The 14,439-nt window shown below is 60.6% G+C and carries 16 protein-coding genes; 13 read left to right on the top strand and 3 right to left on the bottom strand.

What is annotated here, in order from left to right; genetic code table 11:
* Positions 1–9 precede the first annotated feature (9 nt).
* The 13 genes from fleN to yegS all read left to right on the top strand — a co-directional run bounded on the left by fleN (position 10) and on the right by yegS (position 11,691).
* Entirely contained in the window at positions 10–843 is an 834-nt protein-coding gene (fleN, locus tag E4O97_RS05965) for a flagellar synthesis regulator FleN (RefSeq protein WP_003192912.1), read from the top strand.
* Positions 840–1,580 (top strand): RNA polymerase sigma factor FliA, encoded by a 741-nt coding sequence (gene fliA, locus E4O97_RS05960; RefSeq protein WP_005790042.1) that lies wholly within the window; start codon positions 840–842, stop codon positions 1,578–1,580. Before fleN ends, fliA begins: the two co-directional genes overlap by 4 nt.
* A 167-nt stretch (positions 1,581–1,747) precedes the next feature.
* The gene (locus E4O97_RS05955) at positions 1,748–2,122 is read left to right on the top strand and encodes a chemotaxis response regulator CheY (protein ID WP_005790040.1); all 375 of its coding nucleotides are present in this window, start codon (positions 1,748–1,750) and stop codon (positions 2,120–2,122) included.
* Positions 2,123–2,140: 18 nt separating this feature from the next.
* Entirely contained in the window at positions 2,141–2,929 is a 789-nt protein-coding gene (locus E4O97_RS05950) for a protein phosphatase CheZ (protein WP_032880071.1), read from the top strand.
* Between the two features lie 11 nt (positions 2,930–2,940).
* Positions 2,941–5,118 carry a chemotaxis protein CheA gene (locus E4O97_RS05945; protein WP_216091905.1) on the top strand — a complete coding sequence of 726 codons (2,178 nt, stop codon included), beginning with the start codon at positions 2,941–2,943 and terminating at the stop codon, positions 5,116–5,118.
* A 48-nt stretch (positions 5,119–5,166) separates the two neighbouring features.
* Positions 5,167–6,297, top strand: a complete 1,131-nt coding sequence (locus E4O97_RS05940; RefSeq protein WP_216091904.1) for a chemotaxis response regulator protein-glutamate methylesterase — start codon at positions 5,167–5,169, stop codon at positions 6,295–6,297.
* The gene (locus tag E4O97_RS05935; protein ID WP_005790033.1) at positions 6,297–7,037 is read left to right on the top strand and encodes a flagellar motor protein; all 741 of its coding nucleotides are present in this window, start codon (positions 6,297–6,299) and stop codon (positions 7,035–7,037) included. Before E4O97_RS05940 ends, E4O97_RS05935 begins: the two co-directional genes overlap by 1 nt.
* A gap of 16 nt (positions 7,038–7,053) precedes the next feature.
* Complete coding sequence (gene motD / locus E4O97_RS05930) at positions 7,054–7,941, top strand: flagellar motor protein MotD (protein WP_032880074.1); 888 nt, start codon at positions 7,054–7,056, stop codon at positions 7,939–7,941.
* 51 nt (positions 7,942–7,992) lie between these two features.
* On the top strand, positions 7,993–8,781 hold the full coding sequence (locus E4O97_RS05925; RefSeq protein WP_005790028.1) for a ParA family protein: 789 nt from the start codon (positions 7,993–7,995) through the stop codon (positions 8,779–8,781).
* A complete protein-coding gene (locus E4O97_RS05920) occupies positions 8,781–9,572 on the top strand; it encodes a CheW domain-containing protein (RefSeq protein WP_032880075.1) in 792 nt (263 codons plus the stop codon). The genes E4O97_RS05925 and E4O97_RS05920 overlap by 1 nt, the downstream gene beginning before the upstream one ends.
* Positions 9,573–9,651: 79 nt before the next feature.
* On the top strand, positions 9,652–10,134 hold the full coding sequence (locus tag E4O97_RS05915; protein ID WP_005790025.1) for a chemotaxis protein CheW: 483 nt from the start codon (positions 9,652–9,654) through the stop codon (positions 10,132–10,134).
* On the top strand, positions 10,135–10,527 hold the full coding sequence (locus E4O97_RS05910; RefSeq protein ID WP_005790023.1) for a DUF2802 domain-containing protein: 393 nt from the start codon (positions 10,135–10,137) through the stop codon (positions 10,525–10,527). It abuts the gene before it with no gap.
* Positions 10,528–10,770: 243 nt separating this feature from the next.
* The gene (gene yegS, locus E4O97_RS05905; protein WP_032880078.1) at positions 10,771–11,691 is read left to right on the top strand and encodes a lipid kinase YegS; all 921 of its coding nucleotides are present in this window, start codon (positions 10,771–10,773) and stop codon (positions 11,689–11,691) included.
* On the opposite strand, the gene E4O97_RS05900 is transcribed toward yegS, so the two are convergent.
* The 3 genes from E4O97_RS05900 to E4O97_RS05890 form a co-directional block, all read right to left on the bottom strand.
* Positions 11,650–12,309: a response regulator transcription factor gene (locus E4O97_RS05900; RefSeq protein WP_078821959.1), complete on the bottom strand. Its 660-nt coding sequence runs from the start codon at positions 12,307–12,309 to the stop codon at positions 11,650–11,652. The two genes, yegS and E4O97_RS05900, sit on opposite strands and share 42 nt — an antisense overlap.
* Positions 12,306–13,199 (bottom strand): sensor histidine kinase, encoded by an 894-nt coding sequence (locus E4O97_RS05895; protein ID WP_032880081.1) that lies wholly within the window; start codon positions 13,197–13,199, stop codon positions 12,306–12,308. Before E4O97_RS05895 ends, E4O97_RS05900 begins: the two co-directional genes overlap by 4 nt.
* A gap of 325 nt (positions 13,200–13,524) precedes the next feature.
* Positions 13,525–13,974: a hypothetical protein gene (locus E4O97_RS05890; protein WP_103733692.1), complete on the bottom strand. Its 450-nt coding sequence runs from the start codon at positions 13,972–13,974 to the stop codon at positions 13,525–13,527.
* Positions 13,975–14,439: the final 465 nt, after the last annotated feature.

Raw genomic sequence — 14,439 nt, 5'->3', positions numbered from 1 at the left:
AGAAATAAAATGGGCAGCATGCATCCCGTACAGGTGATCGCGGTGACCGGCGGCAAAGGTGGCGTCGGCAAAACTAACGTGTCAGTGAATTTGTCCCTGGCCCTGGCAGAGCTTGGCCGTCGCGTCATGCTGCTGGATGCTGATTTGGGCTTGGCGAACGTGGACGTTCTGCTGGGGCTGACACCCAAACATACCCTTGCCGATGTGATCGAGGGCCGCTGTGAGCTGCGCGATGTGCTGCTCCAGGGGCCCGGTGGCATTCGTATCGTGCCGGCTGCCTCGGGCACCCAGAGCATGGTGCACCTGAGCCCCGCGCAACATGCCGGGCTGATCCAGGCCTTCAGTGATATCGGCGACAACCTCGATGTGCTGGTGATCGACACCGCCGCCGGGATCGGCGAATCGGTGGTCAGCTTTGTGCGCGCCGCGCAGGAGGTGCTGCTGGTGGTGTGCGACGAACCTACTTCCATCACCGACGCCTATGCTCTGATCAAACTGCTTAACCGTGACTACGGCATGAACCGCTTTCGCGTGCTGGCCAACATGGCCCAGAGCCCGCAGGAAGGGCGCAACCTGTTCGCCAAGTTGACCAAGGTCACGGATCGCTTCCTCGATGTGGCTTTACAATACGTCGGCGCAGTTCCCTATGACGAGTGTGTGCGCAAGGCCGTGCAAAAGCAGCGTGCGGTCTACGAAGCGTTCCCTCGTTCGAAATGCGCACTGGCGTTCAAGGCCATTGCCCAGAAGGTCGATACCTGGCCGTTGCCCGCCAATCCGCGTGGGCATCTGGAGTTTTTCGTCGAGCGTTTGGTGCATCAGACGAGTGCGGGACCGGTGCTATGACATCCAGCGGCTACAACCTTTACAAAAAGTCGGCACGTGACAGCCAGGGCGAATTGATCGAGCGCTATGCGCCTCTGGTCAAGCGCATTGCCTATCACCTGTTGGCGCGCCTGCCGGCGAGCGTGCAGGTCGAAGACTTGATCCAGGCCGGCATGATCGGCCTGCTTGAAGTGTCGACCAAATACGACGCGAGCAAGGGTGCGAGTTTCGAGACGTATGCGGGTATCCGTATTCGTGGCGCAATGCTCGACGAGGTGCGTAAAGGCGATTGGGCGCCGCGTTCGGTACACCGCAATACCCGCATGGTCAGTGATGCAATTCGTGCAATTGAAGCAAAAACCGGTCGTGACGCTAAAGATCATGAAGTTGCGGCCGAACTCCAATTGAGTCTCGACGATTACTACGGGATTTTGAACGATACCTTGGGCAGCCGCCTGTTCAGTTTCGACGACCTTTTACAGGACGGCGAACACGAAGGGCTGCACGAGGACGGCGCGAGTGCACATCTTGAACCGTCGCGCGATCTGGAAGATGAACGTTTCCAGAAAGCGTTGGCGGACGCGATTGCCAACTTGCCGGAGCGTGAGCGCCTGGTGCTGGCGCTGTACTACGACGAAGAGCTGAACCTCAAGGAAATCGGTGAGGTCCTGGGGGTCAGCGAGTCGCGTGTCAGCCAATTGCATAGCCAGTGCGCAGCCCGCTTGCGGGGGCGATTGGGAGAGTGGCGCGCGCGCTGACAGGCAGTGTGGGGACACTGCAGACGCTACCGCGAAACCGCAGGGTTTTGCGGGTGAGTACCGTGGTGCCCTGGGCAGTCCTTTTTGTGTAACGCCTGTTGATTGAAATGGCGCGTCCAGGTGCTGGGCGCGTTTAAGACTGCTTGGAGGTCGAATTGGACAAGAACATGAAAATCCTCATCGTTGATGACTTCTCAACGATGCGGCGGATCATTAAAAACCTGTTGCGTGACCTTGGGTTCACCAACACGGTCGAGGCGGATGACGGCATTACGGCGATTCCGATCCTCAACAGTGGCAGCATCGACTTTCTGGTAACCGACTGGAACATGCCGGGTATGACTGGTATCGACCTGCTGCGCCACGTGCGCGCCGATGAAAAGTTGCGCAGCCTGCCTGTGCTGATGGTGACCGCCGAAGCCAAGCGTGAACAGATCATCGAAGCCGCCCAAGCCGGGGTCAACGGTTACGTGGTCAAGCCATTCACGGCGCTGGCCTTGAAAGAGAAGATTGAAAAAATCTTCGAACGCATCGGTCATTGATGTCGCCACGGGGGAGCTATGGAGCATAACGAAACGTCACAGGGCGACTTTGAGTCGACCCTGAAAAAACATGCTCACCAGTTGGTCGACAGCCTGGAAAAAGGCCAGTTCGCCGATGCGGTGCAGTTGATCCATGAGCTTAACCAGACCCGTGACCGCGGCCTGTACCAGGAAGTGGGCAAGCTCACACGCGAGCTGCACAGTGCGATCGTCAATTTCCAGATTGACCCGCGCATGCCCCAGGCCGAAGAAATTTCCCAGATCACCGACGCCACTGAACGCCTGTCGTATGTGGTCAGGCTGACCGAGGCCGCTGCCAACCGCACCATGGACCTGGTGGAAAACGCCACGCCTCTGGTCAACGGCATGGCCAGCGAAGCCCAGGCCCTGAGCCTTGACTGGGGCCGCTTCATGCGCCGTGAAGTGGGCGCTGAGGAATTTCGTGAGTTGGCGCGTCGGGTCGACGGTTTCCTGTCGCGCAGCGAGCAAGAGAACCGCACGGTGGCCAGCAACCTCAACGACATCCTGCTGGCCCAGGATTACCAGGACCTCACCGGCCAGGTGATCAAGCGCGTGACCCAGTTGGTCACCGAAGTGGAAAGCAACTTGCTCAAATTGGTGCTGATGGCCGGCCAGGTCGACCGTTTTGCCGGCATCGAACACGACCGCGAAGCGATCCTCTCGGAAAAAGATCCACAAAAACATCTCGCCAAGGGTGAAGGTCCGCAGATTCATGCCGATAAACGTGAAGACGTTATGTCAGGTCAGGATGACGTAGATGACCTGTTATCCAGTTTAGGCTTCTAAGGAGCACACCCATGAGCTTCGGCGCCGATGAAGAAATCCTTCAGGATTTCCTTGTAGAGGCCGGCGAAATTCTAGAGCAACTGTCCGAGCAACTGGTCGAGCTGGAAAGCCGACCGGATGATGCGAACCTGCTCAATGCAATTTTTCGCGGTTTTCACACTGTAAAAGGGGGCGCCGGCTTCCTCCAGCTCCATGAACTGGTGGAGTGCTGCCACATCGCCGAGAACGTGTTCGACATCCTGCGCAAGGGTGAGCGTCACGTTGATTCGGAATTGATGGACGTGATTCTCGAAGCACTGGATGCGGTCAACGGCATGTTCAGCCAGGTGCGTGAACGTGCGCCGATCACGGCGGCTACCCCGGAACTGCTGGCCGCCCTGGCGCGCCTGGCTGAACCGGCTGCCGCTGCGCCGGTTGCGCAAGCGGCGCCTGAGCCGGTGGTAGAAGCCGAGCCGGACGTGACCGACAGCGAGTTCGAACAGCTGCTCGACTCGCTCAATGCGGTCAAGGCCGAAGCCGAAGGCCCGGCGGCGCCTGTCGCCACGCCGACCAGCGAAGACATTACCGACGCAGAATTCGAATCCTTGCTCGACCAGTTGCATGGCAAGGGCCAGTTCGCGGCCGATGCCGTGGCCCCTGTGGCGCCGCCGCAAGTGCCGGATGCCAATGCCAGCACCGACATTACCGACGATGAGTTCGAAGCACTGCTCGACCAACTGCATGGCAAAGGCACCTTTGTGGCCGAAGCCCTGCCGGAAGTCGCGGCCACGGCTGCCGCCCCGACCACCAAGGCTGGGCCTGCCGACGACGGGCTGATCTCCGATCACGAGTTCGAAGCGCTGCTGGACGAGCTGCACGGTAAAGGCAAGTTCACCGAAGTGGCCCCGGCTGCCGCCGCAGCGGTCGCCACTGCCGCACCGGCGGCTGCCAAAGCGCCTGCGCCAGTCGCCAAACCGGCACCCGCGCCGGCACCTGCCCGTGCAGCGGCACCGGCCGCGGCGGAAAAGCCCGCCAGTGAAGCCGAAACCACCGTGCGCGTCGATACCGCACGCCTGGACGACATCATGAACATGGTCGGCGAACTGGTGCTGGTGCGTAACCGTCTGGTGCGCCTGGGCCTGAACAGCGGCGACGAAGCCATGCAAAAGGCCGTGTCGAACCTCGATGTGGTCACCGCCGACTTGCAAACCGCCGTGATGAAAACGCGGATGCAGCCGATCAAGAAAGTCTTTGGCCGCTTCCCGCGCCTGGTCCGCGATCTGGCGCGCCAGCTCAAGAAAGAAATCAACCTGGAACTGGTGGGCGAAGAAACCGACCTGGATAAAAACCTGGTCGAGGCCCTCGCCGACCCGCTGGTCCACTTGGTGCGCAACGCTGTCGACCACGGGGTAGAAACCCCGGAAGAACGCGAAGCCGCCGGCAAGTCGCGTAACGGCAAAGTGATTTTGGCGGCGGAGCAAGAGGGCGACCACATCCTGCTGTCGATCACCGATGACGGCAAAGGCATGGACCCGACCATCTTGCGCAATATCGCGGTCAAGCGCGGCGTGATGGACAAGGACGCCGCCGACCGCCTGACTGACACCGAGTGCTACAACCTGATCTTCGCCCCGGGCTTCTCGACCAAGACCGAGATTTCCGACGTGTCCGGCCGTGGCGTCGGCATGGACGTGGTGAAAACCAAGATCAGCCAGCTCAACGGCTCGATCAACATCTACTCGACCAAGGGCCAGGGCTCCAAGATCGTCATCAAGGTGCCGTTGACCCTGGCGATCATGCCGACCCTGATGGTGATGCTGGGCAACCAGGCGTTCGCTTTCCCGCTGGTCAACGTCAACGAAATTTTCCACCTCGACCTGTCGCGCACCAACGTGGTGGACGGCCAGGAAGTGGTGATCGTGCGCGACAAGGCATTGCCATTGTTCTACCTCAAGCGTTGGCTGGTGGCGTCGGCCAAGCATGAAGAGCAGCGTGAAGGCCATGTGGTGATTCTGTCCGTGGGCACCCAGCGCATCGGCTTTGTGGTCGATCAACTGGTGGGCCAGGAAGAAGTGGTGATCAAGCCTTTGGGCAAGATGCTGCAGGGCACCCCGGGCATGTCGGGCGCGACCATTACCGGTGACGGTCGGATCGCGTTGATTCTCGATGTTCCAAGCATGCTCAAGCGTTACGCCGCACGGCGTATTTGATTCTGGTGGGGCAGGGCGGTCATGCCCGCCCCACCTAACGGAGTGTTTATGGCAGTCAAGGTCCTGGTGGTGGACGATTCGGGTTTCTTCCGCCGCCGCGTCTCGGAAATTCTTTCCGCCGATCCAACGATCCAGGTGGTCGGCACGGCCACCAACGGTAAAGAGGCGATCGATCAGGCCATCGCGTTGAAGCCGGACGTGATCACCATGGACTACGAGATGCCAATGATGGACGGCATTACCGCCGTGCGTCACATCATGCAGCGCTGCCCCACCCCGGTATTGATGTTCTCGTCGCTGACTCACGAAGGCGCACGGGTGACCCTCGACGCGCTGGATGCCGGCGCGGTGGACTTTCTGCCGAAGAATTTCGAAGACATCTCGCGCAACCCCGACAAGGTCAAGCAGATGCTGTGCGAGAAGGTGCACAGCATTTCCCGCAGTAACCGTCGTAGCCTGTTCAGTGCACCTGCGCCGGCACCTGCGCCTGCGCCCGTAGCGGCTGCACCGACCTCATCGTTTGCACGCCCGGCCCCTGCGCCGGTGGCTCGGCCTGCGGTGGCGCCGGTACGTGCCGCCGCTGCACCGAGCACCCATTCGCCAGCGCCCAAGCGCAAGGCTTACAAGCTGGTTGCCATCGGTACCTCCACCGGCGGCCCGGTGGCCTTGCAGCGGGTGTTGACCCAGCTGCCGGCCAACTTCCCGGCGCCGATTGTGCTGGTGCAGCACATGCCCGCGGCGTTCACCAAGGCGTTCGCCGAGCGCCTGGACAAGCTGTGCCGGATCACCGTCAAGGAAGCCGAGGATGGCGACATCCTGCGTCCTGGCCTGGCGCTGCTGGCGCCGGGTGGCAAGCAGATGATGGTGGACGGCCGTGGTGCGATCAAAATCCTGCCGGGCGACGAGCGCTTGAACTACAAGCCGTGTGTGGATATCACCTTCGGTTCGGCGGCCAAATCCTACGGTGACAAAGTTCTGGCGGTGGTGCTCACCGGCATGGGCGCCGATGGCCGTGAAGGCGCACGCCTGCTCAAGCAAGGTGGCAGCGCCATCTGGGCCCAGGACGAAGCCAGCTGTGTGATCTATGGCATGCCCATGGCCATCGTCAAGGCTGACCTGGCTGACGCGGTCTACAGCCTGGACGACATCGGCAAGCATCTGGTGGAGGCCTGCCTCTGATGGATGTCTTGAGCCTGATCGGGATCACCATGGCATTTGTCGCCATCATCGGCGGCAACTACCTCGAAGGCGGCCACCTCGGCGCCCTGGCCAATGGCCCGGCGGCGCTGATCGTGATTGGTGGCACCGTGGGCGCGGCGCTGTTGCAGTCGCCGCTGAGCTCGTTCAAGCGGGCCATGCAGATCCTGGTGTGGATCATTTTCCCGCCACGGGTCGACCTGCCCGGCGGCATCGACCGCGTGGTCAACTGGAGCCTCACTGCCCGCAAGGAAGGTTTGCTGGGCCTGGAAGGCGTGGCCGATGCCGAGCCCGACAGCTACGCACGCAAGGGCCTGCAATTGCTGGTGGACGGCGCTGAGCCGGAAGCGATCCGCAGCATCCTGGAGGTGGATTTCTACACCCAGGAAAGCCGTGACATCAATGCGGCCAAAGTCTTTGAAAGCATGGGTGGCTACGCGCCGACCATCGGCATCATCGGCGCGGTGATGGGCCTGATCCACGTGATGGGCAACCTGGCTGATCCTTCGCAACTGGGCAGCGGTATTGCCGTGGCGTTTGTGGCGACCATCTACGGCGTGGCCAGTGCCAACCTGGTGCTGTTGCCGGTGGCCAGCAAGCTCAAGTCAATTGCCATGCGCCAGTCGCGTTATCGCGAAATGCTGCTTGAAGGCATCCTCTCGATTGCCGAGGGCGAGAACCCGCGCTCCATCGAATTGAAGCTCCAGGGCTTCATGGATTGATGGGGAGGAACCGCCTGTGAGCCGTCGCCGTCGCGAGCCTGAAGAACATGTCAACCACGAGCGCTGGCTGGTGTCCTACGCGGACTTCATCACCTTGTTGTTTGCGTTTTTCGTGGTGATGTATTCGATTTCGTCGGTCAACGAAGGCAAGTACAAGATCATTTCCCAGGCACTGGTGGGCGTGTTCAACGATACCGAGCGTGCGCTCAAGCCGATTCCCATCGGTGACGAGCGGCCCAAGACCGTCACCCCGGCCAAGCCGCTGGTTAACGACAGCGATGAGATCGCTGCCGGTGTCGGCGGCACCAGTGACCCGCTCAAAAGCATCGCCGATGACATCAGTGCCGCCTTTGGTGACCTGATCAGTTCCAATCAGATGACCGTACGCGGCAACGAGTTGTGGGTGGAGATCGAACTCAACTCCAGCCTGTTGTTTGCCAGTGCCGATGCGTTGCCCAGTGACCAGGCGTTCACCATCATCGACAAGGTGGCGGCGATCCTTAAACCGTTTGAAAACCCGATCCATGTGGAAGGCTTCACCGACAATTTTCCCATCAGCACCGCGCAGTACCCGACCAACTGGGAACTGTCATCGGCCCGTGCATCGAGCATCGTGCGCATGTTGGCCATGCAGGGTGTGAACCCTCAGCGGCTGGCGTCGGTGGGCTATGGTGAATTCCAGCCGGTGGCCAATAACGCCACGGTGGAAGGGCGGGCACGCAACCGCCGGGTGGTGCTGGTGGTGTCGCGCAACCTGGATGTACGTCGCAGCCTGACCGGCACCGGCACGGCCAATGCAACACCGGATGCGGCGTTGAAGCGCGCTGGCACACAAACTGCACCGGCCCCTGTAAAGTCGCCGGTTCGGGCAAGCGCCGTCAATTCTCCGTCACCGGCTCAATAACCTTATGCCATGTCTCGGTCGCGCCTGTGCCCGCCGGGAGGAACCAACCGAATGAGAGTCTGGGCAGTTGCCAATCAAAAGGGTGGAGTGGGCAAGACCACCACCTCCATCGCCTTAGCCGGCTTGCTGGCCGAAGCGGGCAAGCGTGTGGTCGTGGTCGACCTCGACCCCCACGGTTCCATGACCAGCTATTTCGGCTACGACCCGGATGCGCTGGAACACAGCTGCTATGACCTGTTCCTGCACAAGGGCAGCGTGCCGGCGGATTTGCCCGGGCAATTGCTGCTGCCCACCAGCAACGAGAGCATTTCGCTGTTGCCGTCGAGCACCGCGCTGGCCACCCTTGAGCGCCAGTCGCCGGGGCAGAGCGGCCTGGGCCTGGTGATCGCCAAGACCCTGGCGCAGCTGTGGCAGGATTTCGACTACGCGATCATCGACAGCCCGCCGTTGCTGGGCGTGCTGATGGTCAACGCCCTGGCGGCCAGCCAACAATTGGTGATCCCGGTACAAACCGAGCACCTGGCGGTCAAGGGCCTGGAACGCATGGTCAGCACCCTGGCGATGATCAACCGTTCGCGCAAACAGGCGCTGCCGTTCAGCATCGTGCCGACGTTGTTCGACCGCCGTACCCAGGCATCCCTCAGCACTTTGCGTGTATTGCGCGATGCCTATCCGGACACCATCTGGAACGGCTACATCCCCGTGGATACGCGCCTGCGTGATGCCAGCCGTGCGGGGCTCACGCCGTCGCAGTTCGATGGCAAGAGCCGTGGTGTGCTGGCCTACCGTGCGTTGCTCAAGCATCTGCTGTCGCAGCAGCTTGTGGCGCAGGTGGCGTGATGAACCGTCCTGTCGAATACAAGACCCGGCCGCAGCTGGCGCTGGAATCCTACCTGGACGCGCTGCTGCAGGATGCGACTGACGAAGCGCTGCCGGAACCGATTCTGGTACTTGAGCCTGCTGTCGAGCCTGACACTACGCTGGACGATTTCCAGCAGGCCGTCATGGAAGAGCAGGCGCGCGATGCGCAGGTGGTGGAGGCTCCAGTCGTGGTGCCGATCACCCCTGCGGTGGTGGCGCCGATGGTGGTCGAACCGGTGGTGGACGTGCACCTGCCGCCGAGTATCACGCCACCGCCGGTAACCGGTGACGGCCGCCCGGCGTGGGCGGCCGAGCCGTTCGAGTGCCTGCTGTTCGACGTCGCCGGCTTGACCCTGGCAGTGCCGCTGGTGTGCCTGGGCTCGATCTATTCTTTGGAAGGCCAGGAGCTGACACCGCTGTTTGGTCAGCCGGAGTGGTTTCTCGGCATCCTGCCCAGCCAGGCCGGCAACCTCAAGGTGCTGGACACCGCGCGCTGGGTGATGCCCGACCGCTACCGCGACGATTTCCGCCAGGGCCTGCAATACGTGATTTCGGTGCAGGGCTACGAATGGGGGCTGGCGGTGCATCAAGTCAGCCGCTCGTTGCGCCTGGACCCCAATGAAATCAAATGGCGCAGCCACCGCGGCCAGCGCCCCTGGCTGGCGGGCACCGTGATTGAGCACATGTGCGCATTGCTGGATGTCGCTGAACTGGCCGAGTTGATTGCCAGCGGTGCGGTCAAGGCGATGCCACAGAACAAACGTAGTTGATTGAACAATAAGGGCCGTGCGGTTGCGCGGCGCAATAGCATACACGCCGTCGATAGCGGCATTTGAAGGGGTTACACGAATGAACAAGTCAGCGTCCGCACAAGGTTTGGATGATCCGATCCTGCAATGGGTTACCTTCAAACTCGACAACGAGACCTACGGCATCAACGTGATGCGCGTGCAGGAAGTGCTGCGCTACACCGAGATCGCTCCGGTACCGGGTGCACCGAGCTATGTGCTGGGCATCATCAATCTGCGTGGCAATGTGGTGACAGTCATCGACACCCGCCAGCGTTTTGGCCTGGACACGGTTGAAGTCAGCGACAACACCCGTATTGTGATCATCGAAGCCGACAAGCAAGTGGTCGGGATCATGGTCGACAGCGTGGCCGAAGTGGTTTACCTGCGCCAATCGGAAGTGGAAACCGCACCGAATGTCGGTAACGAAGAATCGGCCAAGTTCATCCAGGGCGTGTGCAACAAGAACAACGAACTGCTGATCCTGGTTGAGCTGGACAAGATGATGAGCGAAGAAGAGTGGTCGGAACTGGAGAGCATCTGATTGTTCCTTGAGGCAGCGGTGATTGTCCTGGCCCTGTTGTGGGCCGGGACCTTGGCGTTTGTACTGCGCTATATGCGTCAGCAACGGGAATTGGCCTTGCAACAGGCCGAACGCGATGCCGTGCGTGATCGGCGCATTCTGGAGCTGGTCAAGCGCGTGGATCATTACCAGCAGAGTGCGGTGCGGGTCGGCGATGAAGTGCATGAACTGCGCGCGATTCTCGGGCCTTTGCCGGATAAGCTGGTGCAATTGGAACAGCGCGACCCTTCGAACCTGTCCTTTGCCCAGGCGGCCAAGCTGGTGGGGATGGGGGCGACGGTGGACGAACTGACCCAGTCGTGCGGCTTGACCCAGGCCGAGGCGCAGTTGATGAGCAAATTGCACAAGAGCTGATTCGGTTGGTCAGGTTCAATGTAGGAGCGAGCTTGCTCGCGAAAAACCTCAACATGACGCGTGCTTCCTGCATAAACACGGCGCCTATGGGTTTCTCGCGAGCAAGCTCGCTCCTACAGTGGACATTGGAGGTTGCCCCCTCCCACCTGTTGATCATCAGTCAATTTTTCTCCAGCCACAGACTTTTCCCGTTCTCCAAGGGTCAACATCCTTCAAGCACCTTGACCCAGGAGATACCCTCAAATGACTACCCCCAAAGCCCTGTTGATCCTTCACGGCAAACAAGCCCTGAACGAGGACGTGCGTGCCGCCGTGCTGGCCCGACGTGAGCAGGGTTGGGAGTTGGCGGTGCGGGTGACGTGGGAGGGTGGTGATGCCCAGCGGCTGGTCGATGAAGCCCTGGCTGACGGCTACACCCATATCATCGCCGGCGGCGGCGACGGTACGCTGCGCGATGTGGCCGAGGCCATGGCGCTGGCCAAGGCCGACGCCAGCCTGGTGTTGATGCCCCTGGGCACCGCCAATGACTTTGCCAAGGCCGCGGGCGTGCCGTTGGAACCGGCCGGCGCCCTGGCGTTGCTTGACGTCGAGCCCAAGGCCATCGACCTCGGCCAGGTGGGCGGGCAGATCTTCCTGAACATGGCCACCGGCGGTTTCGGTAGCCAGGTCACGGCCAACACCTCCGAAGACCTGAAGAAAGTCCTAGGCGGCGCCGCCTACCTGTTCACCGGTTTGTCGCGCTTCAGTGAATTGAAGGCCGCCTACGGGGAGCTGGAAGGCCCGGATTTCCACTGGAAAGGCGAGCTGCTCGCGCTGGGTATCGGCAACGGTCGCCAGGCCGGTGGCGGGCATGTCCTGTGCCCCGGCGCATTGGCCGATGATGGATTGCTCGACGTCAGCATCCTGCCAGCCCCCCAGGAAGTGGTCGGCACCCTGCGTGAATTGATGAACAATGGCTGGGGGCTGGACACCATGTTCGTTCGCGCACGTCTGCCATGGGTCAATATCAAGGTCGCCCAAGGCTTGTACATCAACCTCGATGGCGAGCCGCTGGAAGGCGACGACCTGCATTTCGAAGCGTTGCCCAAGGCGCTTCGCGTGCATCTGCCGCTGGGTTCGCCGTTAGTCGTCCAGGCTGATGATTTGCTCACGCACGGCGAATAACACCAGGCCCGCCACGTCGAAAATCTGCAAGCGCTTCATGATCTGCGAGCGATGGGCCTCTACGGTTTTGATGCTCAGACCCAGGCCCTGGGCGATTTCCCGGGTGGACTTGCCACGTACGATCAAACGCAAAATCTCCAGTTGCCGCGCCGTCAGATTATGGCTGTGGGCAACGGGGGCGCTGGGGCTCTGGCTGCGGATCAGCGCCTGGTTGATCACCGTGTGGGCGATGGCGGGGCTCAGGTAGCGTTCGTTGTTACGCAGGGCCAGCAGCGCATGTTCCAGCTCGTTGGCGGTGGTGTCCTTGAGCAGGTAGCCGTGGGCTCCGGACTCCAGCGCGCGCATGATCAGGTCTGGTTCGGTGTGCATCGACAGAATCAGCACCTTGCAGTTGGGGTAAAAGCGCTTGAGTTGCTGCAAGGCATCCAGCCCACCGGTGTGCCGCATCGACAGATCGAGCAGCACGATATCCGGCTGCAAGGCGCTGTATTGCGCCAGCAGTTGTGCGCCATCGCTGGCTTCGCCGATGACGCTGTAGCCGGGAATATCCAGAATCAGCGCACGCACACCGGCGCGAATCAGTGCGTGGTCATCCACCAGGAGTAAATTGCAGGTCACTCGAGAACCTTAGGGGCGCTGGCCCGTTCGAGAGCGCGGGGCGCCCAGGGGAAAAGTGCGTTGATACGGGTGCCGTTGCCAGGCTGGCTGCTGATGGAAAAGGTGCCCCCCAGCTGGTGTGTCCGTTCGCACATACCGGCCATGCCCCGTTGGCCTTCCCGGCCCGGGTCGGGGGCAGGCGAGAACCCCTGGCCGTCATCGCAGATCATCAGCGACAGGCCTTCAGGCAGGCGTTGCAGGCGCACCAGCAGGTTGCGCGCCTTTGCATGGCGAAGCATGTTGGTCACCGCTTCCTGGGTGATGCGAAAGGCCGCCACGGCCACTTCTTCGGGGATGCCGGTGAGCCGTTGCTGACACTCCAGGCTCCAACACACCTGGGTGTTTTCCAGGGTCTTGAGCAGGTGCGCGCGCAGGCTGGCTTCCAGGCCCAGGCTGGTCAGTTGGCGGGGGTTGAGGATGGCGCAGACGTCGCGCACCTTGGCCAGGGTTTCATTGAGCGTATTGCACAGCACCGTGCAATGGGTGTTCAGGTCCGGGGGCAGGCGGCGCTGCAACCATTCGCTTTGCAGTTTGGCGGCGGTCAGCAGTTGGCCGATATCGTCATGCAGTTCGCGGCTGAGCCGGTGGCGTTCGTTCTCCTGCACTTGCAGCAAGCGGTCGGCCAGCTCCTGGGGCTCGAACTTGATGGCTTTGCGCGAATTCCACTGTTGCAGCCCCACCACCACCAGCGTGGCGAAGTTGAGCAGCAGGATCGGCAACGGCAGCGGCGCGTCCTGCAGATAGGCCCACAGGCTGCCCAGCAATGAGCACAGGCACAGCGCAAGGGTGAGTCGGCGCACATGGCTGCGGGACACGGACCTGGCGATAAGTGACTTGAAACTCGCGTACATAGCGGATGGAGCCAATGAGGGTTCACTGCGGTGAGGCCGGTTGACCGGGCTCTGTTTGGAGTGCGCTGCCAAATCGTCTTTAAGCATGTTGAAGTTAAATCACTTCGAGCGGGGCATAGTACCACCCCGCTTACCGTTGGTCGCCTGATTGGTTTATGGCCCACACAAATACTCTGGCCGTTAATCCCAGAGTTGAAAGCGGAAAGTTGTATTAACGAAGTTGGTTTGTATAATTATTACATTGATGGCTAATTAATATTTTCCCATTGCGTCCAAGCCGGTCGTTTTTAGATAACTCGGCAGTTAAATACGACCTGCACGACGCTCACGACCCATGATGCAGATGCTGCGGCGGTGTACGGCTCAAATCCTTTTGCGGGATCTGCAAGGCAACCGTTGCGATCAATGAAGTTTGCTCGCTGTCATCCAGGCTCAGTTCACCGGTGCGGGTGTCGATCAGTTCCAGTTGCCAGGCCAGCAGGGTCAGGCAGTCATGCAGCGCGTCCAGCGCCTCGTCATGCAACTGCAGAGGGCTTTGGGCATTGGCGATCAGATTTTGCAGATGCCCCGAGAACTCGCTGATTGCCTGCAGCGCCAGGCCATCGGCTTTTTCAGCCAGTTTGGCCAAGCTGGCTTTCATGCAGTCGATGGCGTCGCTGTCGTTGCGGATCAAATGCAGATGGCTCAAACACTCTTCGGATTTGCCCAGAAGCAGTTGAGCCTCGCCCAGAAACGCGAGAAGTGCTGTTTGCCATTCGTTTGCGCTATTCATCATGCAAGTCTCCGCAACGTAAGGTCGGGTGATGAGATGTCGCACCGGGTGAATGGCTTAAAACTAGCGCTGAAATACGACTTGGACTTGTAGGTCGCTTCCGATGTTTCAGTAGGACGTTTATTGAAATGCTCACGAAAGTCGTATGTAGCCCCTGGGGTGCGGGATGACACGACTTCAGTTGCCGATACGTGAGTGCCTGAAAGGCCCGTGGGCCAAGGGCTGGGGATGGCAAACAAAAGCCTGACTCCATTCATGCAATGAGAATGGCGTCACATTAATGGCTATTAGATATCGCGAATATCAGGTTGGGCCTGATTGCGTATAGGGGAACCCCCTATATGGTGGAACTGCACGTCGGTTCGACTGTCGCGCACGGCGCCTTGAAGCAGTATTAAGGGCCGAAGCAGTAAAGCATGATGTCAGTGTGACATCAATGGATTTACATGGCATTTTATTGGGGTCAAG

This window comes from Pseudomonas sp. W15Feb34, from assembly GCF_023127765.1.
GTDB classification, from domain to species: domain Bacteria; phylum Pseudomonadota; class Gammaproteobacteria; order Pseudomonadales; family Pseudomonadaceae; genus Aquipseudomonas; species Aquipseudomonas synxantha_A.
Note: the sequence above shows the minus strand (reverse complement) of the source record. Positions and strands in the feature narration are given on the sequence as shown.